This is a genomic window from Gordonia sp. GN26, from assembly GCF_054823965.1.
Genome location: NZ_JSYC01000020.1, coordinates 60,247 through 86,048, shown reverse-complemented (window position 1 = coordinate 86,048; position 25,802 = coordinate 60,247). Strand labels below are relative to the sequence as shown.

Sequence of the window (25,802 nt, the reverse complement as noted above, 5' to 3'; positions counted from 1 at the left end):
GGGGCTACCCGAGGGCCGTATCGAGGTCAGGTCACCGGCTCGGCGGTGAACGACGGGGTGTCGGCGGTGAGGTCAACCTCCCCGATGAGGTACTGGACGTCGGTCGTCTCGACGCGGGGTCCGTCCCGGTCGTAGTCCGGCGTGTAGGCCACCCGCCATTCGACCGCGCCCGCGACGTCGACCGTGCCCAGGTCCTTCTCGCTCGGCGTCGCACCGGATCCGGCATCGGGGCGTCGGAGTAGGTACCGCAGACCCGACAGGTCGCGAGGGACCGACCAGCGCACACTGCCGTCGACCGCAGACCGGAACAGTCGCTGGGTACAGCCGGGCACGTCGGCGCCGGCGTCGGCACGGGTCGATGCCGCGCATCGGGTGAGCTGTGCCGAGACGGCGTCGCTGACCGCCGCCACCCCGGTCGGGCTGAGCTCGGCGACCACCTCGACCGTCATCGGCGGGTGCGGACCGGTCGGCGGTTCGTCGGCGGTTCGTCCGACGAAGTCGGTGTCCCGCGAACCCCATCGCTGCGGACCGGGGAAGAGGAAGACGGTGTCCCCGGCCTTCACCTGAGCTCCGAACAGTGTCGGACTCGGCACCAGCAGTGACTCGATGCGTACCTTCACCGCGCCGTCGACGACGGCCCAGCCGTCCCCGGCCCGCGTGACCCTGATGGGCACGTCGACCTCACGTGACCCGAGTCGATAGCGCGTCCGGACCGTCTGAGCGGACTCCCCGGGATCGTCGACCTCGATGTCGGAGATCGGCGCCTCGGCGCGCTGCTGGCGCAGGACCCCGTCGGTGAGGAACCGGGCGTCCGGACGCGGCGTGACGACGGCGAGGGCCGTCGAGGCGTCGGCGTCGGCGAGCGCGGTGAGATAGGTACGGACGGCGTCGGCGGGCGTGCGGGCCCGCCCGTCCTCGCGGGACAGTCCCACGAGGAGGGCGGACACCAGCACGACCGCCAGGATCAACGCCCCGACGCCGATGGTGATCGTCCACCTACGCCGGGTCATTCCGGGCGACCCGCCCGGGGTGTCGGGAAGCCGATCAGGAATCCGATCCGGCCGCGAACGACTCGGTGAGGCTGCCGGCGAGCAACTTCGCGAACTCGGCGGGGTCCTCGAGCTCGCCGCCCTCGGCGATGACGGCCATGCCGTAGACGAGCTTCGCGGTCGGCACCAGCTTGTCGTGGTCACCGTTCGTGTACGCCTTGTTCAGTGCCTCGACCAGCGGGTGGTCGGGATTGAGTTCGAGCGCCCGCTTGGACTTCGGGAACTGCTGTCCCGACGCCCGGTACAGCTTCTCCAGCTGCGGTGACATCGAGAACGTGTCACCCACGAGGCAGGCCGGGGACTCGGTCAGGCGCGACGACAGCCGGGTCTCGCTCACATCGTCGGACAGCGTGGTGGTCAGCCACGACAGCAGGTCGGCGAAGGCCTTCTCCCGCTCGTCCTTCGACCTGTCGTCGGAGTCCTCGTCGTCGGCGTCGAGGTCGACCGCGCCCTTGGCGATCGACTGGAACGTCTTCCCGTCGAACTCGGCACCGGCCGAGACCCACATCTCGTCGACCGGGTCGGACAGGACGAGGACCTCGATCCCCTTGGCGCGGAACGCCTCCATGTGCGGGGAGTTGACGATCTGCTGCCGGGACTCGCCGGTCATGTAGTAGATCGTGTCCTGACCGCTCTTCATCCGGCCGATGTAGTCGGCCAGCGTCGTGAGTTCCTCCTCCGAGTAGGTGCTCGCGAAGGACGATGCCTTGAGCAATGCCTCGCGGTTGTCCGGGTCGTTGACGAGGCCTTCCTTGAAGACGCGGCCGAAACCGTCCCAGAAGGTGCGGTAGTCGTCGGGCCGGCTGTCCCGCATCTCGGTGACCGTCGAGATGACCTTCTTGGTGAGTCGACGACGGATCGCGCGGATCTGCCGGTCCTGCTGCAGGATCTCGCGGGACACGTTGAGCGAGAGGTCGGCGGCGTCGACGACACCCTTGACGAAGCGCAGGTACTCCGGCATCAGCTCGGCGCAGTCGTCCATGATGAACACGCGCTTGACGTAGAGATGGATGCCGACCTTGCTGTCACGCATGAACAGGTCGAACGGCGGCTGCGTCGGGATGAACAGCAGCGCCTGGTACTCGAAGGTGCCCTCGGCCTGCAGGGTGATGGTCTCCAGCGGTGCATCCCAGGCGTGGGACACATGCCGGTAGAACTCGTGGTACTCCTCATCGGAGACCTCCGACCGAGACTTGGCCCAGAGGGCCTTCATCGAGTTGATGGTCTCGGCCTCGACGACCGTCTTGGTCTCGGGCGCCTTGTCCGTGTCCTCGTCGGACTCCGATTCGGGCTTCTCGACGGGGACGGTCTTCTCGACGTCCATGCGGATCGGCCAGGCGATGAAGTCCGAGTAACGCTTGACCAGCTGACGGAGCTTGGTCTTGTCGGCGTAGTCGTACAGGTGGTCCTCGGTGTCGACCGGCTTGAGCGCGAGGGTGACCGAGGTGCCCTGCGGGGCGTCCGGCACGTCGTCGATCGTGTAGGTGCCGTCGCCGGTCGATTCCCAGCGGGTACCGGTGGTCTCGCCGGCCTTGCGCGTGACCAGGGTGACCTTCTCGGCGACCATGAACGTCGAGTAGAAGCCGATGCCGAACTGGCCGATCAGTTCCTCGGCCGCGGCGTCCGAGACACCCTTCTCTCGTGCCTCGGCCAGTGAGCGGCGCAGTTCGGCGGTACCCGAGCGGGCGAGCGTGCCGATCAGTCCGACGACCTCGTCGCGGGTCATGCCGATGCCGTTGTCGGCGACGACCAGGGTGCGCTTCTCGGCATCCGGGGCGAGCGTGATGTGCAGGTCGGAGGTGTCGACGTCGAGGTCCTTGTCGAGCAACGACTCCAGACGCAGCTTGTCGAGCGCATCGGATGCATTCGAGATCAGCTCACGCAGGAAGCTGTCCTTGTTGGAGTAGATCGAGTGGACCATGAGATCCAGCAGCTGCCGGGTCTCCGCCTGGAACTCATGAACTTCGGGCTGAGCGCTCATCGCAGACCTCCATGTTCTGTTCTCGTGTGTTCGGTTGTCACGTGTTCGATTGTGGACGTGGCATTTCGGTGCAGGGACCGATGCCGGACGCGGGTCCGGCGCGACACGTCGTGACGGACACCGACTTTACCGAGCGGCGGTGTGGCTACCCTGGGTCGGGGACCGACTACCCCGGTTGCGGATGGTGCGCGAGTGAACACCACCCGCGGGGAACGATCAGGAAGCCAGGTGGATGGGTACGCCTCGACTGCTGCTGGTGCATGCACACCCCGACGACGAGTCGCTGTGGACCGGCGGACTCACCGCCCGTCACGTCGACGCCGACGGCGAGGCCGACCTGGTCATGTGCACCTGGGCCGAGGGGACGATCCGCCACCGTGAACTGACCGACGCCGTCGACATCCTCGGCATGCCGCGTCCGCCGATCATGCTCGGGTACGCCGACGACCGCCGGCCCGAATCGGCACCGGACGCCCCACGGCTCTGCGCGGCGTCGTTCGACGAGCAGGTCCGGGCGTTGACCGCCCACATCCGCGAACTCCAACCCGACATCGTCGTCACCTACGACGCGCTCGGCATCTACGGCCACCCCGACCACGTCCACGCCCACCGGCTGGCGTGTGCCGCGGCCGACGCCGCCGCCTCGACGAAGCTCTACCACCGCGCCGGGCCGGCCTGGCGGGTCCGCTCCCTGTACTTCGCGACGATCCCAGAGTGGATGATGGACCTGCTCGCCCCCAGCCTCTTTCCCGAGGTTCCCCGCGATCAGCTGCCCGGCACACCGGAGTCCGAGATCGACGTGACCGTCGACGTGTCGGACCTGGCGGCACGCAAGAAGGCGGGGGTCACCGCACACCGGTCGGAGGTCGACCGCAGCCGCGCGATCGCCGGCTTCATGTCGCTGCCCGACGACATCCAGCACAAACTCCTCAGCGTCGAGTGTTATCAACGCCGCGACCTCGTGCCGGGTGGGTGTGAACTGATCTGACCCCGCTCGCACCTCAGGGAGCGCGAAATCAGATCGCGCTGAGCGTCGACCGCAACCCGCTGGCCCGCTGGACGCGTCGACTGACGGCCGCGGCGAGCACCTCGGCGGTGCCGACGATGCGCACGCGGCTTCGCGCACGGGTGATCGCGGTGTAGAGGAGCTCGCGGGTCAGCAGCTCGGAACCGGCCGGCGGCAGGACGACGGTCACCTGATCGAACTGGCTGCCCTGGCTGCGGTGGATGGTCATCGCGTGAACCGACACGACGTCGGCCAGTTGCGTGGGATGCAGCAGGCGGACCTCGCCGCCGCGCCGGAACGCCACCCGGACCGCATCCGACGCACCGGGACGATTCGCAAGCTGCGGGTCCGCGTCCGGGTCGGCGATGACGACACCGGTGTCGCCGTTGAAGGTCGCGGTCTGGCGATCATTCGCGGTCACCAGGATCGGTTGTCCCACATACCAACCCATGTGTTCGGCCTCGGTCGTGCCCAGCCAGTCGGTGATCCGCGTCGTCCATCCGCGCACACCCCACGAGCCCTCGCGATGCGCACACAGGACCCGGTGAGAGTCGAGGGCGTCCAGAGCTCCCGCCGCGTCGCTCGCGCGAGCCGCACTGCGCAGGCCGCGTCCCCACGACATGATGTCGCCGGCCACTCCATCGAGGTCGTCGGGGGCGACCAGTTCGACATCGTCGATGTCCGGTGAGGTGACCAACTCGAGGACAGCGTCGGGATCTCCCGCGTTGACGGCGGCCGCGACCTTCGAGATCCCGCCTCCGAACCGGAACTGCCGCCGGAGCGTGATGACGCCGTCGGCCAGGCGTGCGACGTCGTCGGGATCGAGGTCCTCGGCCGCCGGGTCGAGGCCCACGGCGTCGAACGCCTGCGTCAGTGTTGCCGGCGGGCCGTCTGTTCCATCGGTTGCCGGGAGGTCGGTTCGTTCGACGAGGTCGGCCAGGACGGCGCCCGCCTCCACCGAGGCCAACTGGTGCGGATCGCCGACGAACACCACCCGCGCGTCGGGACGGACCGCATCGAGGAGACGGCTCATGGCGGTCATCGACAGCATCGACGTCTCGTCGACGACGATGACGTCGTGCGGCAGGGTGCGCCCCCGTCCGTACCGGGGATTCGAGCCGGGACGCCAGCCGAGCAGCGAGTGCAGGGTGACCGCGTGGGCGGTGACCGGCAGAGTGGACTCGGCCTCGACAGAGGCCTGGAGCTGAGCAGCAGCGCGCCCGGTGGGTGCGCAGAGTCCGATGCGCAGGCCGGGGCCCTGGAGACGGTCGAGGACGGCGAGGATGCGGGCGACGGTGTAGGTCTTGCCCGTTCCCGGACCGCCGGCCAGAACCGTTGTCCAGCGGGTCGCCGCGACCGCGGCGGCCAGCTTCTGCAGGGCACCGTCGTCGGGCGAGGAGTAGACCGCCGCGACGGCTTCGCGAAGCGCTACCGTGTCCACCGAGGGTGCAGTCTGCGAACGGCGGTCGAGGATCTCCCGGATCGTCTGTTCCTGCCGGAAGTACTTCTGCAGATAGACGAGTGGGCCGTCGGCGGAATCGCGGACCACGAGCGGCCGCAGCGGTCCGGCGTCGCTGCCGGTGACGAGTGGGCTCACCGCCAACGCGTTCAGAAGATCACGCGGCGAAGGCATCTCGACGTCCGCGGGGTCCTCCCCCGCCGCCAGCTCGCCGATGCGGTCGAGGGCGAGGCAGGTGGACCCTAGGCGGACCGCACGGACGGCGAGAGCGGCGCCGAGACGGGCGTCGTCGGACACCGGTTCCCCGCACATCCGGACGAGGCGGTCGGTGATGTGCAGATCCGCTGCGGCGAGCAGGCCGGCGGCATTCCAGTCGGCGAGCGTGCCCGTCGCAGAATCGACGCGCTGGACATCGGGTGTGCTCATCGAACCCTCCCTCCGGTACCGGCATCCGCACCGGCCAGCGCGTCGGACAGATCGACGACGAGCCTGGCGGGCAACATCCATTCGAAGACACCGCAACCGGGCGGGGTGTCCGGTCCGGCCATGCCGCGCACGAAGTGGTACTGCACCGGTCCGAGGTGCCGGGCCGGGTCGTAGTCCGGTACCCGCCAACGCAGATAACGGTGCAGCGCAACCGAGTACAGCATGGCCTGCAGTGGATAGTGGGCGGCGATCATCTCCCCGGCCATGGCCTCGACATCGAAGTCCTCGACCACGAGATCGCCTGGACGGATGCGGTTGGTCTTGTAGTCGACGATCACGTAGCGTCCGTCGGGGATCCGCAGCACCGAGTCGATACTGCCGGTGAGGAATCCACGGAGGCGCCGGCCCGGCACCGCGCGCAGGTGGTCGGCGTAGGCACGCAGCGGGTCCGCCTCCGGCAGATGCTCTTCCATCAGGTCGGCGAGACGGCCCAGGGTGGTGCCGCCTCCTGATGGCGCCTCGTCCGCGGGGCCGAGGGGCAGTTCGAAGTCGAGTTCGGCCAGACGATCACGGGGGTCGATGCTCCACAGGTCGCCGAATCCGAGTGGCGTGGTGAGCACACCGATCAGGGCGGCGACGAGCCGGTCGGGGTCGATGTCGCCGGCGAGAGCGCCGAGTGCTCGCGAACAGAGTTCTCGTACATGGGCGTCGATGTCCGGCGCCGAGGTGTCGACGTATTCGAGGACCTCGTGGACAAGGGTTCCGAAGGCGGCGCCGAACGGCAGACCGTTCATCAGCGATGGCATCCCGGGACGCGTTGCGGCCGAGTCGGTTCCGGCTTCCTCTGCGACGTCGCCGGCAAGGACGATGGGTTCGTCGTCGAGGATGTCGGTCACCTCGTCGTCGGGTTCGCTGCCGGTCTCGACGACCGAGGTCGACGGCCCACCCGGTGAACCGTGCGCGCCGTGGGCGGCGTCGGCGGTGAGGGCCGAATACGAGGTGCGGCGCCAGTCCTGGTCGATCCGGCGGTCGAAGTGCGCAATACCCAACACGGCAGGGTTGTCTGCGTCACCTGCGGCCGGAGCCACGGTGTCTGTGTCGAGCCGACCGGCCGGTTCGACCGAGATCGCCGGATCCCGCGCGGTGAGGGTGCGCAGGATGCTCACGCAGTCGGCATCGGCCTCGGGGATCGGTACCTCCCCGGCGACCGTCCATTCCGGGTCCCCTGGCGAGGATCGAACGGCATTGTCGCGGCCGAAGATCAACCGGTGCAGTGGCCCGGTCGTGGTGTTCCGCGACGGCGCCCACCAGGCCACGACCTGCGACTGGGCGCGGGTGAGCGCGACGTAGAGCAGACGAAGATCCTCGCCCGCCACCTCGTCGGCGTAGCGACGGCGTCGTGCGGCGCGGTCCGGTGCCTGCTGGCCGCCCACGTCGAGCCGGCGGTTTCCCGTCTCGTCGTGGTAGGTGATGTTGCCACGGTCGTTGATCCAGGTGCCGTCCCACCCGTAGGGCACGTAGACGATCGGGAACTGGAGCCCTTTGCTCGCGTGCACGGTCATGATCTGCACGGCCTGCGTGTCGCGGTCGAGGCGTCGGCTCTGGTCCTCGTAACGCTGGCGCGACGAGGTGTCGGTGACCCGTTCGGTCAGCCACTCGACGAGGGCGCTCAGTCCCCCACCGGTTTCGACGACGTGCTTGTTGCACAGCGCCGACACCTGGATGAGGTCGGTGAGGGTGCGTTCGCCGTTCTCGACGGTGAGAACCCGGGCCGCCACCTCATGCGCGTCGAACAGGCGCTGGGCCATCGCGGCGAATCCGCCCTGCGCGAAAACCCGCGCGAGCATGGATAATTCGGCACCGAGCTCGGCGATCTCGGGCTCCGCGGCGGTCGCCACCCGTTCGGTGGACCACCCGAAGAGCGTGGTCAGGGCGGCCATGCGCACCCGGTCCGAGCGTGACGGCTGTTCGACGGCACGCAGCACCCACAGCCAATGCTGGGCAGCCGATGTCGAGAAGACGTTGACACCCGACCCGATCACCGAGTTGATGCCGCGTTCGGCGAGCTCTCGCTGCAGCGGTTCGATGGTGCTGTTGAGCCGCACGAGGATGGCGATGTCGCCGGGGTCGACCGCCCGGGAGACACCGTTCAGGTCGATCCGGTCGCCCCGGGCCAGGACGTTCGCGATGTCGTCGGCGACGTCGGCGGCGATGCGTGACCGCACCTCCTTGACGCCGGGGAGGTTGAACGAGTTGAGAGAGGTGAAATCCCGGCGGAGAAAAGCCCGTAGCCGGAACGGCGGACGCCCTTCGAGCCGGCTGCCGGCGAAGGCGGCCCGGACCGCGCGCGCCACGATGTCGGGATGTCCCAGCGTCGCCTCGCCATACAGGTGCTCCAGGGCATGCACGAGTGCGCCGTCGGAGCGACGGTTCACATCGAGCGCTTTCAGGGTGTCGGCGGACGACACCGCGGCGAGGTAGCTGAGCACCTCGGCCCCACGGAAACCGTAGATCGACTGTTTCGGGTCGCCGACGAGGATCATCCGGCGATGGCCGTGGAAGCAGCGGCGCAGGATGTCCCACTGCAGCGGATCGGTGTCCTGGAATTCGTCGACGAGCACCACCGAGAAGGTGTCGCGGATCCGTTGGCACGCACGGCCGCCGACCACCTCGTCGCCGACGATCCGGTGCAGGATCGCCTGCAGGTCGTCGTAGGTGCGCACCCGGGCGTCCCGCTTGCGGGTCTCGACGTGCTGCCGCACGGCCTTGGCGAAGCTCACCCGCCGGGCCGCGACATGGTCGGCGGCCGGGCCGTCGGCGAGTGTGCTCTCGTCCGGCGCGAGTCGCACCGACGCCTGGCGGACGGCGTCGCGCGCGATCTCCCGTGCCTCGGCGAAGCTGAACTCCGGCGAGTCGCTGGCCCAGAAGCCGCGCAGATAGAGGTCGAGCGCGACCTCCTCGGTGAGTTCGTCGACCTCTTCGACGATGGAGTAGACGAGTTCTCGTTCGCCCAGGAAGCCCAGTGCCTCCAGCATCCGGTTGCAGAACGTGTGGGTGGTGGCGATCGTCGAGGCGTCGAAGTCGCTCAGTGCGCGGGCGAGGTTCCTCCGGCGCGTGCGAACCTCCTCCGGGGTACCGCTCGCCAGCTGCCGCAGCAGTGCGTCGTCATCGGCCTGGGCGGGCCCGGACAGAACCTCGGCGGGATCGGCCAGGGCGTCGAGCAGTTCACGCACACGGGCGCGCATCCGTTCCCGCAGTTCGGCGGTCGCCGCCCGGCTGAAGGTGACGAGCAGCATCTCCGAGATCGGTATCCCGTCGGCGAGATATCGCGCCGCGAGCCCGACGATCGCGTAGGTCTTACCCGTTCCGGCACTCGCCTCCAGAACGGTGGTGTGCTGCGGCAGTTCGGCGGTGATGTCGAAGGGCTCCGGGCGTCTCATGTCCCCTCCCGGTGTTGTCCGACGGGAGCCCAGACCGCACGGGCCAGGCCGGCGAACAGCGGTTCGCCCTCTGCCAGAGCGAGTTCCACCCCGCCGAGGATGCGGTCGGCAGGTGCCGCCTGTTCGAGCAGGACGTCGAACTCGACGTCGGCCAGGACATCGCCGCCGAAGGCCAGCTTGAGGTACCGGTCGTGGCGCGGACCGTAGGTGTCGTCGAAGACCTTGCGCGCACTGTTCAGGGCCCAGTGGCTCCGGCGACCGGGCCCGTCGTTGTCGACGAAGGTGAACGCCGGTTCCAGCGGCAGCGGCAGCGGGCGGCGCAGGCCCTCGTCCCGCAGCCTCACGAGCTGATCGAGCAGCGGCACCGGGTCCTCCGGGCGTCGGAGCGTGAGCGTGGTGGTGCCGCCCCCGCGGGCGGCGCGACCCACCGACACCGCGGAGCCGACCCGGGCCGCGCCGGCATTGCCCTGGGTCGCGGCCGCCGCGACGGCGAGGAGCGTGATCCAGGCGCTCAGTTGCTGTTTGGCCTTGAGTCGCGAATACGTGGCGCGGACGAGGCGGGCCTGTCCGTCGTCGGCGGTGAAGACGTCGCCGACGGTGCCGTGCACGCGTCGACCGTCGGGCAGCGTGACGAGGATGTCGAGGGTCTCCGGCGTTCCCGGACGCAGTGGCGCGACGACGCCGTGCAGTCGGGTGACCGCGCGCGAGATGGCCTGCAGCTCCCGGGTGCCGAAGGCGAAGGGCGGCAAGGTACCTCGACGGAGTTCGGCGGCCTCACAGTCGCCGATCGGAACACCCGAGAGCATCCGGGTGAGGAAACGGTCGCCGATCCCCCACTTGTCGAGCGGGTCGAGCTCGACGTCGAGCTGGTCGTCGTGCGGCGTCTCGTCGTCGGGGATCCGGGCGCCGAGCCGTTGGCGGACGAAGGCGGTGATCGGGTCGACGTGGAAGTCGATGAGTGACGCGAGGTCGATGTCGGCGAGCTCGGGGCTCGGCTCGGGTGCGGGGAGGGTCTCCCGGGCCGCGGGGACGACCGGATCGGCCGGACGGCGCAGTGCCTCGGCACCGGCGAGCAGCGATGCGTCGTGGCTGAACGGTCCGGTGATGCCGGGGACACCGCCGTCGACGAAGTTGCGGGCATCGAAGCCGTGCAGGGAATGTCGACGCACGATCGTCGGCCGGTCCGGCCCGGTGAGCCCGTCGAGGGTGTCGATCAGTTCGCTGACCACCACGGCGGGCGGGATGTGCCGCCCCGACACCGGGTCGGCGCCGCTGTAGAACACGAGCAGGTTGTCCTGCGCCGCACCGATCGCGTCGAGGAAGCACTGCCGGTCCTCGTCCCGCGGGTTGCGTTCTCCCACCAGCGGATCGACACCGAGTACGTCGTCCCCGTCGATGCGCTGGACACGCGGGAAGACCTCGGCGTCGATGCCGAGCAACACGATGACGCGGTGGGGCACCGAACGCATCGGGACCATCGTGCACACGGTGAGCTCGCCGGTCCGGAAGTTCGACCGGGTGGGACGTCCCGCGATCAGGGCGGACAGCAGGTCGCGGACGTCGGCGAGACGCAACACCTCCTCGGTGTCGCCGAAGGCGTCCTCGAGCATCCGGATGGCCTGTGCGCGTTGCCAGTCGTCGGCGGGTGCGGTCGCGGTGAGCGAGCCGACCGCCTCGACGAGGGTCTGCGCCCACCGATGAGCGGGTGCGGTGGTGGTCAGCTCGGCGAGTACGCGTCCGAGGCGGTCGAGGAACTCGTCGAGTCGGCCGACCAGGTCGATACCGGTGCTCTCCACACCTGCGAGAGGCAGTGCGGTGCCGAGCCATTCGTCGTCGGTCTCCTCGGCGACCACGCCGAGCGCGATGCGGTCCAGACCGGCGTCGAAGGTCCCCTGACGGAAACGCTCGAGACCGAACCGGGCGCGTTCGGCCGTGCCGAGTCCCCAGCGGACATTGCTGTGGCCCAGCCATTCCCGGACCAGATCCAGGTCGTCGTCGGTCATCGCGAATCGGGTCCGGACGGGTTCGGTGTCGAGGAGATCGAGGACGTCGCCCGCGGTCACCCGGCCGGCCGCGAGTTCGACCACGCCGACGACGGTGTCGATGACCGGGTTGACGTGACGAACCCCGCGGTCGGCGAGGCGCACACGCAGATCGAAGGCCGGGTGCGGCAATCCGGCCTGACCGAAGGCACCCCGGATGAGCGGGGCGAAGGTCTCGACGTCGGGGCACATGATCAGGACCTCGCGGGGTTCGAGGGTCGGGTCGTCGGCGAAGAGGTGCAGCAACCGGTCGCGGAGCACCTCGATCTGGCGCTCGGGACCGTGGCATGCGTGCACCTCGACGGACCCGTCGTCGGCGAACTCGGCCGACGGTGCCGCACCCGAGTCGTCGACGGTCCCCGCGTCGTCGCGGATACCCGCCTGCAGGGCACCCAGCAGCGTGTCGGGCAGCGGTGTGTCGGGTGGATGGTGGACGTCACGGTCGACGATGTCGTCAAGCCGCAGCTGCAGTTCCTGCAGGTCGCGGGACAGCCCGGCCAGCAACGGGTTCCGGAGTTCGGGGACCGGGCGTTCGCGTCGACGCGGCGGTACGCTCACGCCGGGCGTTGCCCCGGCGGACTCGCCCCCGGAGGCGGCTCGGAGTTCGTCCCAGAGATGGGGACTCGCGTGCGGGACGAACAGATGGACGTCGTGATGCACGCTCACCGCGGAGACGATGTTGCGGAACGACTCGGTGATCCGGGTCGGGCCGAACACCGACAGGCGGCCGGGAAGGTCGGCGACCCCGGGGTCGGACCGCAGCCGGTCGCACACTTCGCCCAGGACCTCCGCCGGATGGGGCTGCCCGATCTCCGCTCGGACGGCACGCCAGAACCCGGCCTGCCAGGCCAGGTCGTCCCGCAGCGGTCCACCCGCGCCGTCGAGATCGTCGCCCGCCGCCCAACCGGCGATCATCGAGGGACGGGACCGCCCGTATCGCTCGAAGAGTTCGGCCAGGTGTCGCGCGGTGGCATAGCGGCGGCCGATCCGGGGTGACGCGTCGTCGCCCGCACCGATGTGCCGCGCGATGACCGTCAGTTCCGGGTCGTCGATCCGTTCATCGAGGACCCGGAGGACCGGCCAGGTCAATTCCGCAGCGCGCCATGGATTTCCGGTCGACAACGGGGTGTCGCCGGTGAAGCGTTCCCCGGCGAGGACCGCCGCCGAGATCGCGTCCGCCAGCCGTCCCGGACCGGTGAAGTCGATGTTGGCCGCGATGCCGTCGGACAGCGCGGGGCCGGAACCGAGCCGGCGGGCGAGGTGCTGGGCGAGCCAGCGTTCGACGCCGGCTGCCGGCACCGAGATGATCTCGGTACGCATCGGATCGTCGAGCGGCGTGGCCAACACCCCGGCCAACGCATCGGCGAGGGTGTCGGTGCGCTCGGCGCGATGAAGGATGAGCACCAGACGCGGTCAGCCCGCGGTGTCGGCGCGTGCCGAATGGAACTTCACCGGTTCGCCCAGGCTGTTGTGGAGGACCTCGCGCAGCTGATCCGGGATCGGGGTCGGCCGACCGACCGCGGGGTCGACGACCACCAGCGTCGTCTCCGCCGTCGCGCAGAGGACACCCTCCTTGTCGAACAGGCGCAGCGCCATCGTGAACGACGAACGACCGACCCGCCCGATGCACGAACGGATGATCACCGGGTGGGTGGAGTAGTGGACGGGCGCGGAGAACTCGATGTCCTGGCGTGCCACGAGGAAGGAGAAGTTCCGCGGCCCGTCGGAGATCCATTCGTGGAAGGAACGGACGCGCGCCTCTTCGAAGAGGCGCGAGATCTGCACGTTGTTGATGTGATTGTTGATGTCCATGTCGCCCCATCGGAGATGGACGGGGATCTCGAGGACGTAATCCGGTGCAGAGGGTTCAGAAGCCACGGCAGCAACCTTAACGGCGGGACACGCCCACCGCGTACTGCGGTACCGACCGTGTCGAGACCGTAGACTCGCCCCCGGGGGAACGGCAGAGATGCGCAGGCAGGCAGTCGCCGCGGGTGTGTCTCGCCAGAGGGTGTGCCCGCGCGATTCGCGGGCTCGAGTCGGGCAGTGAGGGGCCTCGGGTGAACATCGACACGGCACGGGCACGTCTGCGCCCGGTGTCTGCGATGGACATCGACGACCTCGTCCACCTCGACAGCGATCCCGAGGTCATGCGCTTCGTCAGCGGTGGCACCCCGACCCCACGGACCGTCATCGAGGACTGGGTGGTCCCGCGCGCCGAGTCCGAGCGTCGGATGTACGGAACCGGCACCTGGGTGCTGTGCGATCCGGCCACCGAAGCATTCCTCGGCTGGGCGTCGTTGCGGACCCCGCGACACAGCCGACGCCCCGAACTCGAGCTCAGCTACCGCCTCCGCCGAACGGTATGGGGCCGGGGCCTGGCCACCGAGGCCGCCTTCGCCCTCATGGCCTTCGCCTTCGACCATCTCGACACCGAACGTGTCTTCGCCAGCACCGTCGCGGGCAACATGCCCTCGCGGCGGGTCATGGAGAAACTCGGCATGACGCTGTCGGGAATCCATGTGGGTGACGAAACCGTTGGAACAGGCATGCCGACACACCCACTCCATCTCGGTCCCGATCGGTACGAGGTGGAGTACCAGATCCTCAAGACCGAATGGCAGCGACGATCTCTGCGCTGGTCATCGGCGAGCGACCTGACCGCCTGACCGTGGGGCGGCACCATCGGGGCGGCCGTGACCCCGCTCATGGCATCGCGCCACGCCGTCCTGGTCGCGCCCGGTCGCGCATCATTGACTACCGTTGTGGGCAAGTACGGTTTTGCCTCGATCCCCGTCGCACGCGGTTCGGCCACGTGACGACACGAACCCGCACGGTATCGGAGCACAGTCCGTCCCCCATCGAGCGAGAAGGAGATGTCTGGAGATGAGCAGCCCCGCCGCCCAGGCCCCCGCCGTAGCAGCCACCGACCGCAGGAAAGTGGTCATCATCGGCTCCGGCTTCGGCGGATTGTTCGCCGCCCAGCGTCTGGCGAAGGCCGACGTCGACGTGACGCTGATCGCCAAGACCACCCACCATCTCTTCCAGCCGATGCTCTATCAGGTCGCGACGGGCATCGTCGCCGAGGGCGAGATCGCCCCGGCGACTCGCGTCGTCCTGCGCAAGCAGAAGAACACCTCGGTTCTCATGGGCGACGTCTTCGACATCGACCTCGAGGCCAAGACCGTCTCCTCGCGACTCCTCGAGCGCATCACGGTCACCCCGTACGACGACCTGATCGTCGCGGCCGGTGCCGACCAGTCGTATTTCGGCAACGACCACTTCGCCGAGTACGCGCCGGGTATGAAGACGATCGACCACGCCCTCGAACTGCGCGGCCGCATCCTCGGTGCCTTTGAGCAGGCCGAGCTGTCCCACGACCCCGCCGAGCGCGCCAAACTTCTCACCTTCGTGGTCGTCGGTGCGGGCCCGACCGGTGTCGAGCTCGCCGGCCAGATCGCCGAGATGAGCGACAAGACCCTCAAGGGCGCGTTCCGCAACATCGATCCGACCGAGGCGCGGGTGATCCTCCTCGACGCCGCGCCGGCAGTGCTTCCCCCGTTCGGCCCCAAGCTCGGCGGCAAGGCCGCAGCCCGTCTGGAGAAGATGGGCGTGGAGATCCAGCTCAACGCGATGGTCGTCGACGTCGACTACGACGGCCTGGTCGTCAAGGAGAAGGACGGCACCACCCGCCGTATCGAGTCGCAGTGCAAGGTGTGGTCGGCCGGTGTCCAGGCCAGCCCGCTCGGCCAGCAGCTCGCCGAACAGTCCGGCGTCGAACTCGACCGCGCCGGCCGCGTCAAGGTCGGACCGGACCTGACGATCCCGGGTCACCCCGAGGTCTTCGTCGTCGGCGACATGATGGCCGTCGACGGCGTGCCCGGTGTCGCCCAGGGCGCCATCCAGGGCGGTCGGTACGCCGCGGACGCGATCAAGGCCGAACTCAAGGGTCAGACGCCGGACCAGCGCAAGCCGTTCAGCTACTGGGACAAGGGGTCGATGGCCACCATCTCGCGGTACTCCGCGGTGATGCAGGTTCCGGTCCCGGGCTTCAAGAAGCCGTTCGAGACCGAGGGCTACTTCGCGTGGCTCGGCTGGCTCGCGCTGCACCTCGTGTACCTCGTCGGGTTCCGCAACCGCCTGAACACGCTGATCAACTGGTTCTTCGCCTTCACCACCCGAGGCCGCTCGCAGCTCGCCGTCACCGAACAGCAGGTGTACGCGCGCACGGCGATCGGACAGTTGTCGGCGCTGGAGAAGCAGGCCGCGGAGGGCAACGGCAGCGAGCCCGACGCCGAGGCCGCCAAGACCGACACCGGAACGGTCGACTCGAAGGCCACCGACGCGTCGGGATCGGTACCCACCGAAGGCAAGGACGCCGTCGGCAAGGAGTCCGAAGCGGCCAGCTGACGCCGACACCGACAGACCTACAACAGCGCTGGTCCCCTATCCGTTGGGGACCAGCGCTGTTGCGTCCAGCGCGTCGGTGAGGCGGCGCGTGGCCGTCACCGACGCACCGAGCGCACTGGTGAGGGTCGCTTCGCCCGTCAACCGCAGGCGGGCCGCGAACTCGCTCGGGAGTACTTCCTCGGCGCGATCGTCCGGGTAGCGGAAGACGCTGCTCATGGCACGATGACCGATCGCGGCGGCCGGGGTCGACGCACCCAAGGCGACGCGATGGGCCAGCCACACCTCACCGCCGACCGAGACCCGCAGACCGCCGGTCCAGCCGCCGGTGCGGTCACGCTCGATCCGGTCGAGATCCGTGGTGGTGGCCCCGTCGATCTGGTTTGACCGGCCGATCTGCACATGTTCGTACAGATCGAGAACCGCGCTCGGGTCGACGTCGGCGACGATGTCCGAGGTGTGGATCGCGCCGCCGGCGACCACGGTCGGCTGCGGATCGAGGCGCAGGCGGCCACCCGCACCCACCTCGATCTCCCAACGCGCGCGGGAGTCCGGCCGGTCGCGTGCGGGCAACGCGATGGTCGCGGCGACGCTACCCACGCTCAGGTGCGCACCGGGCTCCACCCGGATGCGGACCGTGATCTCGTCGCCGCCCAGCGGTGTGGCCGCGGTGCCGATCAGCTGGGCGTGGCCGGGCGAGGTCACCCGGACGGCGAGACCACCGGTCGCGCTGTGCCGCACACCGCGGTCGGCGGTCGCGATGATCTCGACGTCGGTGCGCATCGCTACCCGGTCGTCACGGGTGCGGCGAGTTGCTCGCGAACCCAGGCGAGCACGTCGGTCGCCGCCGGGTCCTCGGTCAGCGAGATCATCGCCGTCGGCCGCCCCTCGCGAACCTTGTCGGCATCGCGCCGCATGACCCCGAGGTCGGCGTTGACGCGCTCGGCCAGGTCGGTCTTGTTGATCACCAGCAGATCCGAGAAGGTGACGCCCGGACCGCCCTTGCGGGGGACCTTGTCGCCGCCGGCCACGTCGATCACGAAGATCTGGACGTCGATCAGGCCCGTCGAGAAGGTCGCGGTGAGGTTGTCACCACCGGATTCGACGAGGATGAGGTCGAGCGGCGGGTTGGCCTCGACGAGGTCGTCGATGGCGTCGAGGTTGGCGGTGATGTCGTCGCGGATCGCGGTGTGCGGGCATCCGCCGGTCTGCACGGCGGTGATCCGCTCGTCGGGCAGAACCGCGTTGCGGCGCAGGAAGTCCGCGTCTTCGGTGGTGTAGATGTCGTTGGTCAGCACGGCCACCGACAGTTCGTCGCGCAGCTGGCGGCAGAGCGCGGCGACCAACGCGGTCTTGCCGGACCCGACGGGACCGCCGACGCCGATGCGCAGCGCCTCACCGGGTTCGCGTTTACGCCGGGGCCGGTCGTGGTCGTGGCTGTGGGGCTGCCCGTCGATGAGATGCGGGGGCATCGTTGACTCCTCTTGATCGGGACGTGCAGGCAGGTACCTGCAGAACTGGGTTGGTCAGGACATGAAGAGCGGCATCGGTTGCCGCTCATGGCGTTCGGCGAAGATGTCGAGGATCGGGTCCGACAGGTCGGCGAGGCCCACCGCCGCCTCCGCCGCAACGCGTTCACACTCGGCGCCGAGTTCGGCGATCATGATCGAGACATCCGCCGGGTCGAGCGCGAGCAGGCGTTGGCCGGCGGTCGCCGACCCGCTCATCGTCGTGTACACGAGGACCAGTGCGGTGTGGAATCCCGACAGCGACGACGCCGCACCGATCGATCCGCTGATCACCGGAAGATGCGTCGTCGGCTTGTGTGCCGACCAGTCATGGTCGGGGAACATCCGGCGGGCGAGCCGGACCATTCCGCGACCCTGCGCGAGCGACGCCTTCCGGGCTGCGGCCGACGGTGTGCGGGCATCCATCTCACGTTGTGCCGCAGCGACTTCGAGTACCCCGTCGGTCACCGCGGCGGCAATCGAGGCCGCGACGAGACCACTCGTCGTCACACGGCGGTACAGAAAATCCGCGAGATCGGCTGCCGTACGGATGAATCCGTCGGCGATCGCCTGCTCCACACCGCCGGAGTGCACGTGCCCGCCGACAGGCAGCCGGGAGTCGGCCAGCGACAACATCATCGCCAGTGGAGCGTGCGCGGGCGAGGACTGCATCGGAGGACGGTCGGACATCAGAACAGGAAGTATCGCTGCGCCATCGGCAGTTCGGACACAGGCTCGGCATCCCACACCTCGCCGTCGACCTTCACCGTGAACGTGTCGGGGTCCACCTCGATCGTCGGGCACGCGTCGTTGTTCACCATGTCGGCCTTGCCGACGCCGCGGGTGTTCTTGACCGGGACCAGACGACGGTCGACGCCGATCCGCTCGGCGAGGTCGGGGTCTGCGCCGGGAGCGACGAAACTCACCGACGTGGCGGCCGCCAGTTTCGGTGCGGCGCCGAACATCGGGCGCGGCAGGACCGGCTGCGGGGTGGGGATCGACGCGTTCGCGTCGCCCATCGCCGCCCACGCGATCGCGCCGCCCTTGATCACCAGATCGGGCCGGACGCCGAAGAATGCCGGGTCCCAGAGGACCAGGTCGGCCAGTTTGCCGACCTCCACCGAGCCGATCTCGTCGTCGAAGCCGTGCGCGACGGCCGGACAGATCGTGTACTTGGCGATGTACCGCCGGGCACGATGGTTGTCGGCGCGTCCGTCACCGGGAAGTGCACCGCGCTTGCGCTTCATGACGTGTGCGGTCTGCCAGGTCCGCAGGACCACCTCGCCGATCCGCCCCATCGCCTGCGAGTCCGAGCCGATCATCGAGATCGCACCGAGATCGTGGAGCAGGTCCTCGGCAGCGATGGTCGACGGACGGATCCGACTCTCCGCGAAGGCCAGATCCTCCGGCACCGTCGGGTTGAGGTGATGGCACACCATCAGCATGTCGAGGTGTTCGTCGAGAGTGTTCACGGTGTGCGGCCGGGTTGGATTCGTGGACGACGGAAGCACATTCGGGTACGCGGCGACCGTGATGATGTCGGGCGCGTGGCCGCCGCCGGCACCTTCGGTGTGGTACGCGTGGATGCTGCGTCCGGCGATCGCGCCGAGCGTGCTCTCCACGAAGCCCGCCTCGTTCAGGGTGTCGGAGTGGAGGGCGACCTGCACCCCGGTCTCGTCGGCGACCCTCAGGCAGGCGTCGATCGCGGCGGGGGTGCTCCCCCAGTCCTCGTGCAACTTGAAACCCGAGGCGCCCGCGCGGATCTGCTCGTGCATCGCGGCCGGACTGACCGTGTTGCCCTTGCCCAGCAGGGCGATGTTCATCGGCCAGTGGTCGGTCGCGGCGAGGATCGATGCGAGATGCCAGGCGCCCGGTGTGACGGTGGTGGCCTTGCTACCCTCGGCCGGACCGGTACCGCCGCCGATCAGGGTCGTGATGCCGTTGCCGAGCGCCTCGTCCATGATCTGCGGGCAGATGAAATGCACGTGGCAGTCGATGGCGCCGGCGGTGACGATCTTGCCGTTGCCGGCGATGATCTCGGTCGACGGTCCGATGACGAGGTCGGGGTGGATGCCGTCCATCGTGTCGGGGTTGCCGGCCTTGCCCATCGCGACGATGCGTCCGTCCCGGATGCCCAGGTCGGCCTTGATGATTCCCCAGTGGTCGAGGATCACGACGCCGGTGATGATCGTGTCGGGTGCCCCGTCGGCGCGGGTCGCCCGGCTCTGGCCCATCGACTCGCGGATCACCTTGCCGCCGCCGAAGACCGCCTCCTCGCCCGCACGGCCGGGGCCACCCGAGAGGTCGTCGGTGACCTCGATGAGCAGATCGGTGTCGGCGAGCCGGATCCGGTCGCCGGTCGTGGGACCGAAGAGCTGCGCGTAACGGTCGCGTCCGAGTATGGCCATCTCACTTGCTCCCGTCGGCGTCGGTTCCGGGTGCCGACGAGCCCACCGGCCCGCATGCACCCGGCGGATCCATCGAGATCCCGTACACCTCACGTGTTCCCCCGAGCGGCACCAGACCGACGGTCATCTCGATGCCCGGCTCGAACCGCACCGCGGTGCCGGCCGGGATGTCGAGGCGTCGTCCGTGCGCGAGCACGCGGTCGAAGTCGAGCGCGGGGTTGGACTGCGGGAAGTGGACGTGGCTGCCGACCTGCACCGGGCGATCACCCGAGTTGACGACGGTCAGCTCGACGACGTCGGCGCCGGCGTTGAGCTCGATGGTGCCCTCGGCGGGGAGCACCTCGCCCGGGACGAGCGAGGAGCGTGTGGCGGTGGGTGGCGTACCCGACATCTCGGCCTCTCTTCGGCAGCTGGAGATCGGTTGGCGGAGCGGTGTTCAGGCGATCGGGTCGTGGACGGTCACCAGTTTGGTGCCGTCCGGGAACGTCGCCTCGACCTGGACGTCGTGCAGCATCTCGGGCACGCCGTCCATCACGTCGTCGCGTCCGAGCACTTCACGGCCGGAGGTCATGAGCTCGGCCACCGACCTACCGTCGCGGGCACCCTCGAGGACGTGGTCGGTGATGAGCGCGACCGCCTCGGGATGGTTGAGTTTGAGGCCGCGGGCCTGCCGCCGTCGCGCGAGTTCGGCCGCGTATGAGATCAACAGCCGTTCTTGTTCATGCGGCGACAGTCGCACCGGGTTCGCTCCTCGCAGATGGCCGACGGGTGGTCGTGGTTGTTGGTGGAGTCATCCTGCCACGCCGAGCAGACCTCGGCTCGCCGACGGATGACGGTGGACCGGTGACCGTGTGGCTCAGTCGTCGGGGGTCAGACCGTGCCCACTCGAACGGCCCACGGGAGCCGGGGCCCGGGAGCCGGAGACCGACCGTTTATCGGGCTTCGATGTTCTGGAGACGCACCTGCGTCTTGGCCAGCAGCGTGCCGTCCTGGTCCACCATGTCGACGGCCCACAGCTGCTGACGCCGACCGCGATGGATCGGTGTCGACGTCGCGGTGACCGTGCCGGCGCTGACCGACTTGAGGAAGTCGGTGTTGTTGTTGACGCCGACCGCGGTCCCTCCGATACCCGTGTCCTGGAGCCAGAGGAATCCGCTCATGCTCGCCACGCTCTCGCCGACCGCGCAGTAGACACCGCCGTGGACGATCCCGAACGGCTGGTGGTGGCTCTCGGTGATCTCCATGGTGGCGACGATCCGATCCGGACCCGCCTCGACGACCTCGAGTCCGAGCACGCCGTCGAGTCCCTTGCCGAAGGAGTTCTTGAGGATCTCGTCCGCACTGTTCGCAGTCATGGCGTCAAGATTGGCACGCCCGTCCGGCCTTGGCGATACCGACCCGGGAACACCGATGCCGCCCCCGACGTTGTCGGTCCAGACAAACCGAAAGGCCCCGCACCTCGATGAGATGCGGGACCTTTCGTGGCGTGGACCGGGGGTCTCTGCAGCCCTCAGGACTCTCGCGCGGTCCGACGTGACACTTAATGTAGGCTAGCCTTACCAACGTGTCAAGGGCTCGGGTGAAAGGCCACGTGAGAGGCGAGATCGCCGGCGCGGACGCGATAATCGAAGCAATACGTGAGCCGAGGGGCGCACAACGGGAGGCACAGCAGTAAAATGCGAAAGATGAATGGGCTTGGCGACCTCGAGCGCGCGGTGATGGACACGTTGTGGGCGGGCTCCGAACCGAAGACCGTCCGGCAGGTACACGCCGAACTCTCCCAGGATCGCTCTCTCGCCTACACGACGGTCATGACCGTCCTGCAGCGTCTCGCGAAGAAGAACCTCGTGACCCAGATCCGCGACGACCGCGCCCACAAGTACGTCCCCACCCACCCCCGCGAGGACCTCGTCGCGAGTCTGATGGTCGACGCCCTCAGCGAGGCCGACGCCCCCGGCTCGCGGCACGCAGCCCTCGTCTCGTTCGTCGGACGGGTCGGTGCCGACGAGGCCGCGGCCCTACGTCATGCTCTCGATGAACTCGAAGCCGCCCGAGGAACCCGCGACACCGGTTAGATTCGCGGCACAACCCCCAACAGCCCACCCCTGAGGAAGCCCACCGGATGACCGCCCTGCTCTTCGGCATCGTCAGCCTGGTGCTCGCCGGACCCGTACCCGAGGCACTGTCCCGGGCCAGATGGCCGATCCGAGCGCCACGCGCGGCGATGACGCTGTGGCAGGCCATCGCACTCGCCGCCGTGCTGTCGGCGTTCAGCTGTGGCCTGGCGATCGCCGCCAACCTGCTGGTGATCGGGGCCGACGGCACGCCGACGACGCATCCGCTGCACGAGATCGACCGCCTGGGTCTCCCCCTCTGGCTGGCCTGCGTGGGCGTCTTCATCCTCACCCTGCTGGTCGGCGCCCGCCTCTTCTACACGACGATCCGCGTCGGACTGCGCACCCGTGCCCGCCGCAAGGCCCACCGCCAGCTGATCGACATCCTCGACCGCTGCGACCGGACCGACGCCGACGACCCGCTCTATGCCCGCGACGTCCGGATGATCGACGTCGAACAACCGCTCGCCTACTGCCTCCCCGGCCTGCGCCAGCGCGTCGTCGTCAGCGAGGGCGTCGTCCACCGCCTCACCCGCGACGAGCTCATCGCCGTCATCGCCCACGAACGCGCGCACCTGCGGGCCCGGCACGACCTCGTCCTCGAGGCGTTCATCGCCCTGCACGAGGCATTCCCGCGGTTCGTCCGCTCGAGTTCCGCTCTCGGCGCCGCCGAACTGCTCGTCGAAGCCCTCGCCGACGACCAGGCCGTCCGAGCCACCGCTCCCACCACCCTCGGCCGTGCGCTCGTCGCCTGCGCCGACGCGGTCGCTCCCCGCGGCGCGATGGCCGTCGGCGGGCCGACCACCCTCACCCGCGTCCACCGTCTGCGCGACGACCGTCCCGCCCGCTGGATCGCGGTCAGCGCCTACGCGACCGCCGCCGCCATCCTGGTGCTGCCGACCCTCGCGGTCGCGATCCCCTGGCTCACCGAGCTCAACCGCCTGATGTCGGCGTTCTGAGTCGTCCGAACCGGCCGGGTGAACACTTTTCGCGCGTGGCCCGAACGGTGAGGCAGATCGCCCTATCGGATCGTGAGGCAATAGGCTGTCGGGCATGAACAACGTCGAGGCATCGTCACCTTCCGGGAAAGCTCAGATCGGCGTCACCGGTCTGGCCGTCATGGGTTCGAACATCGCGCGTAACTTCGCCCGTCACGGGTACACGGTCGCGCTGCACAACCGCAGCGTCGCCAAAACCGACGCGCTGCTCGCCAACCACGGCAGCGACGGCACTTTCATCCGGACCGAGACGGTCGCCGAATTCGTCGCCGCCCTCGAGCGTCCGCGGCGCGTGCTGATCATGGTCAAGGCCGGCGACGCCACCGACGCCGTGATCAACGAACTCGCCGACGCCATGGAGCCCGGCGACATCATCATCGACGGCGGCAACGCGCTCTACACCGACACCATCCGCCGCGAAGCCGCCATGTCGGCACGCGGACTGAACTTCGTCGGCGCCGGCATCTCCGGCGGCGAGGAAGGCGCCCTCAACGGCCCGTCGATCATGCCCGGCGGACCCGCCGAGTCCTACGAGTCGCTCGGCCCGCTGCTCGAGTCGATCGCGGCCCAGGTCGACGGCGAACCCTGCTGCACCCACATCGGCCCCGACGGCAGCGGCCACTTCGTCAAGATGGTCCACAACGGCATCGAATACGCCGACATGCAGCTCATCGGCGAGGCCTACGACCTGATGCGCAAGGCCCTCGACATGCCCGTCGCCGAGATCGCCGACGTCTTCCGCGAGTGGAACGGCACCGAGCTCGAGAGCTACCTCATCGAGATCACCGCAGACGTGCTCAGCCAGGTCGACGCCGAGACCGGCAAGCCCCTCGTCGATGTCATCGTCGACGCCGCCGGCCAGAAGGGCACCGGCCGCTGGACCGTGAAGTCCGCACTCGACCTGGGCATCCCGACCACCGGCATCGCCGAGGCCGTCTTCGCCCGCGCCCTGTCCAGCGCCACCGACCAGCGCGTCGCGGCCCGCGGCCTGTCCTCGGGCAACCTCGGTGGCGCGCCCACCGACAAGGCGCAGTTCATCGCCGACATCAAGACCGCGCTCTACGCCTCCAAGGTCGTCGCCTACGCCCAGGGCTTCGACCAGATCGCCGCCGGCAGCGCCGAATACGGCTGGAACGTCGACCGCGGATCGCTGGCCACCATCTGGCGCGGCGGCTGCATCATCCGCGCGCAGTTCCTCAACCGCATCCGCGAGGCCTACGCCGACGATCCCGAGCTGCCCAGCCTGCTGCTCGCCCCCTACTTCCGCGAAGCGGTCGAGGTCGGCATCGACAGCTGGCGCCGCGTGGTGTCCACCGCCACCCTGCTGGGCATCCCGGTGCCGGCCTTCGCCTCGTCGCTGTCCTACTACGACGCCCTGCGCGCCGAGCGCCTGCCCGCCGCCCTCACCCAGGGTCTGCGCGACTTCTTTGGCGCCCACACCTATCAGCGCGTCGACAAGGAAGGCACCTTCCACACCCTGTGGAGCGGCGACCGCTCGGAAGTGACCGAATAGGAGCCTGCGAGAACCGGTGCGATTCATCGAAGGCCATCGGCCGACCCACGACCTGACCTACGACGATGTCTTCATCGTCCCCAACAGGTCTGATGTCAGTTCGCGATTCGATGTCGACCTGTCGACGTCGGACGGCAGCGGGACCACCATCCCGATCGTCGTGGCGAACATGACCGCCGTCGCGGGCAAGCGCATGGCGGAGACGGTCGCGCGCCGCGGCGGACTCGTGGTCCTCCCGCAGGACCTCCCCATCGAGGCCGCCGCGTCGTCGATCGCGTTCGTGAAGTCGCGCCACCTCGTGGCCGACACCCCGGTCACGCTCACCCCGTCGGATTCGGTGACCGACGCGGTCGCGTTGATCCCCAAGCGATCCCACGGCGTCGCGGTCGTCGTCGAGGACGGACGCCCGGTCGGTGTCGTCACCGAGAAGCGCTGCCGCGACGTCGACCGTTTCGCCCGGGTCCGTGACGTACTCGATCCCGACATCGTCACGCTGCCCGTCGAGACCCCGCCGCGCGAGGTGTTCGACGAACTCGGCGACCTCCACCTCGGAGTCGCCGTACTCGTCGACGCCGACGGCAGGCTGGCGGGTGTCCTGAACCGTGTCGGTGCGCTGCGCCACGCGATCTACGAGCCGAACGTCGACGCGTCGGGCAAGTTGCGGATCGCCGCCGCCGTCGGGATCAACGGTGACGTGGTGGGCAAGGCCCGAGCCCTCGTCGCCGCAGGTGCCGATGTGCTCGTCATGGACACCGCGCACGGCCACCAGGAGAAGATGCTCACCGCACTGAGATCGGTCGCCGACGCGGACCTCGGTGTCCCGATCGCGGCGGGCAACGTGGTCTCCGCGGAGGGCACTCTCGACCTCATCGCCGCCGGCGCATCGATCATCAAGGTCGGTGTCGGTCCGGGCGCGATGTGCACCACCCGCATGATGACCGGCGTCGGTCGGCCCCAGTTCTCCGCGGTGGCCGAATGTGCCGGGGTGGCAGCAAGTCACGGTGCGTCGGTGTGGGCTGACGGCGGTGTCCGTCATCCGCGCGACGTCGCCCTGGCCCTCGCCGCCGGCGCGTCGAACGTGATGGTCGGATCCTGGTTCGCCGGCACCCATGAATCACCCGGCGATCTCCTCGAGGACGAACAAGGCCCGTACAAGGTCAGTTTCGGCATGGCGTCGAAGCGGGCGGTCGCGGCCCGTTCGTCCGGCGACAGCCCGTACGACCGCGCCCGCAAGAGCCTCTTCGAAGAAGGCATCTCGACGTCTCGGATCCGGCTCGACCCCGAGCGTCCCGGCGTCGAGGACCTCATCGACCACATCTGTGCCGGGATTCGCAGCACCGCAACCTATACCGGGGCCAGGGACCTGCGGGAGCTGCACGACAAGGTCGTCCTCGGAGTCCAGTCGCCCGCCGGTTTCGCCGAAGGGCGTCCCCTGCCGGGCGGGTGGTGAC

Annotated in this window: 20 protein-coding genes; 7 read left to right on the top strand and 13 right to left on the bottom strand. The window is 69.1% G+C overall.

What is annotated here, in order from left to right:
• Nucleotides 1-26 precede the first annotated feature (26 nt).
• Entirely contained in the window at nt 27-1,010 is a 984-nt protein-coding gene (locus tag OK17_RS07390; protein WP_461417065.1) for a hypothetical protein, read from the bottom strand.
• Between the two features lie 34 nt (nt 1,011-1,044).
• Nucleotides 1,045-3,030: a molecular chaperone HtpG gene (htpG, locus tag OK17_RS07385; RefSeq protein ID WP_461417064.1), complete on the bottom strand. Its 1,986-nt coding sequence runs from the start codon at nt 3,028-3,030 to the stop codon at nt 1,045-1,047.
• Between the two features lie 232 nt (nt 3,031-3,262).
• On the opposite strand from htpG, the gene OK17_RS07380 reads away from it, so the two are divergent.
• Nucleotides 3,263-4,018: a PIG-L family deacetylase gene (locus OK17_RS07380; protein WP_461417063.1), complete on the top strand. Its 756-nt coding sequence runs from the start codon at nt 3,263-3,265 to the stop codon at nt 4,016-4,018.
• A 28-nt stretch (nt 4,019-4,046) separates the two neighbouring features.
• Here the strand turns inward: OK17_RS07380 and recD are convergent, their stop codons facing one another.
• The 4 genes from recD to OK17_RS07360 are packed head-to-tail and all read right to left on the bottom strand — an operon-like array spanning nt 4,047 to nt 13,281.
• Nucleotides 4,047-5,921: an exodeoxyribonuclease V subunit alpha gene (gene recD / locus OK17_RS07375; RefSeq protein ID WP_461417062.1), complete on the bottom strand. Its 1,875-nt coding sequence runs from the start codon at nt 5,919-5,921 to the stop codon at nt 4,047-4,049.
• Nucleotides 5,918-9,361 carry a UvrD-helicase domain-containing protein gene (locus OK17_RS07370; RefSeq protein ID WP_461417061.1) on the bottom strand — a complete coding sequence of 1,148 codons (3,444 nt, stop codon included), beginning with the start codon at nt 9,359-9,361 and terminating at the stop codon, nt 5,918-5,920. The genes recD and OK17_RS07370 overlap by 4 nt, the downstream gene beginning before the upstream one ends.
• Nucleotides 9,358-12,807, bottom strand: coding sequence for an exodeoxyribonuclease V subunit gamma (gene recC / locus OK17_RS07365; RefSeq protein ID WP_461417060.1), 3,450 nt, complete (start codon nt 12,805-12,807; stop codon nt 9,358-9,360). The genes OK17_RS07370 and recC overlap by 4 nt, the downstream gene beginning before the upstream one ends.
• Nucleotides 12,808-12,816: 9 nt before the next feature.
• Entirely contained in the window at nt 12,817-13,281 is a 465-nt protein-coding gene (locus OK17_RS07360) for an acyl-CoA thioesterase (RefSeq protein WP_232716336.1), read from the bottom strand.
• A 182-nt stretch (nt 13,282-13,463) separates the two neighbouring features.
• On the opposite strand from OK17_RS07360, the gene OK17_RS07355 reads away from it, so the two are divergent.
• Nucleotides 13,464-14,072 carry a GNAT family N-acetyltransferase gene (locus OK17_RS07355; protein WP_232716338.1) on the top strand — a complete coding sequence of 203 codons (609 nt, stop codon included), beginning with the start codon at nt 13,464-13,466 and terminating at the stop codon, nt 14,070-14,072.
• 217 nt (nt 14,073-14,289) lie between these two features.
• Complete coding sequence (locus tag OK17_RS07350; RefSeq protein WP_232716340.1) at nt 14,290-15,813, top strand: NAD(P)/FAD-dependent oxidoreductase; 1,524 nt, start codon at nt 14,290-14,292, stop codon at nt 15,811-15,813.
• A 36-nt stretch (nt 15,814-15,849) separates the two neighbouring features.
• On the opposite strand, the gene OK17_RS07345 is transcribed toward OK17_RS07350, so the two are convergent.
• The 7 genes from OK17_RS07345 to OK17_RS07315 all read right to left on the bottom strand — a co-directional run bounded on the left by OK17_RS07345 (nt 15,850) and on the right by OK17_RS07315 (nt 21,081).
• Nucleotides 15,850-16,593, bottom strand: coding sequence for an urease accessory protein UreD (locus OK17_RS07345; protein ID WP_232716342.1), 744 nt, complete (start codon nt 16,591-16,593; stop codon nt 15,850-15,852).
• Between the two features lie 2 nt (nt 16,594-16,595).
• Entirely contained in the window at nt 16,596-17,282 is a 687-nt protein-coding gene (gene ureG, locus OK17_RS07340; RefSeq protein WP_232716344.1) for an urease accessory protein UreG, read from the bottom strand.
• A 54-nt stretch (nt 17,283-17,336) separates the two neighbouring features.
• Nucleotides 17,337-18,008: an urease accessory protein UreF gene (locus OK17_RS07335; RefSeq protein ID WP_232716346.1), complete on the bottom strand. Its 672-nt coding sequence runs from the start codon at nt 18,006-18,008 to the stop codon at nt 17,337-17,339.
• Nucleotides 18,008-19,726 (bottom strand): urease subunit alpha, encoded by a 1,719-nt coding sequence (locus tag OK17_RS07330; protein WP_461417059.1) that lies wholly within the window; start codon nt 19,724-19,726, stop codon nt 18,008-18,010. The genes OK17_RS07335 and OK17_RS07330 overlap by 1 nt, the downstream gene beginning before the upstream one ends.
• A 1-nt stretch (nt 19,727) precedes the next feature.
• Complete coding sequence (locus tag OK17_RS07325) at nt 19,728-20,117, bottom strand: urease subunit beta (RefSeq protein ID WP_461417058.1); 390 nt, start codon at nt 20,115-20,117, stop codon at nt 19,728-19,730.
• Nucleotides 20,118-20,162: 45 nt separating this feature from the next.
• Entirely contained in the window at nt 20,163-20,465 is a 303-nt protein-coding gene (locus OK17_RS07320) for an urease subunit gamma (RefSeq protein ID WP_006360919.1), read from the bottom strand.
• 193 nt (nt 20,466-20,658) lie between these two features.
• A complete protein-coding gene (locus tag OK17_RS07315; protein WP_461417057.1) occupies nt 20,659-21,081 on the bottom strand; it encodes a PaaI family thioesterase in 423 nt (140 codons plus the stop codon).
• A gap of 321 nt (nt 21,082-21,402) precedes the next feature.
• On the opposite strand from OK17_RS07315, the gene OK17_RS07310 reads away from it, so the two are divergent.
• The 4 genes from OK17_RS07310 (at nt 21,403) to guaB1 (ending at nt 25,801) form a co-directional block, all read left to right on the top strand.
• Entirely contained in the window at nt 21,403-21,801 is a 399-nt protein-coding gene (locus OK17_RS07310) for a BlaI/MecI/CopY family transcriptional regulator (protein WP_006360917.1), read from the top strand.
• Between the two features lie 47 nt (nt 21,802-21,848).
• Nucleotides 21,849-22,799 (top strand): M56 family metallopeptidase, encoded by a 951-nt coding sequence (locus OK17_RS07305; RefSeq protein ID WP_232716354.1) that lies wholly within the window; start codon nt 21,849-21,851, stop codon nt 22,797-22,799.
• A 94-nt stretch (nt 22,800-22,893) separates the two neighbouring features.
• Nucleotides 22,894-24,351, top strand: coding sequence for an NADP-dependent phosphogluconate dehydrogenase (gene gndA, locus OK17_RS07300; RefSeq protein ID WP_461417056.1), 1,458 nt, complete (start codon nt 22,894-22,896; stop codon nt 24,349-24,351).
• Nucleotides 24,352-24,367: 16 nt separating this feature from the next.
• On the top strand, nt 24,368-25,801 hold the full coding sequence (gene guaB1, locus OK17_RS07295; RefSeq protein ID WP_461417055.1) for a GMP reductase: 1,434 nt from the start codon (nt 24,368-24,370) through the stop codon (nt 25,799-25,801).
• Nucleotide 25,802 lies beyond the last annotated feature (1 nt).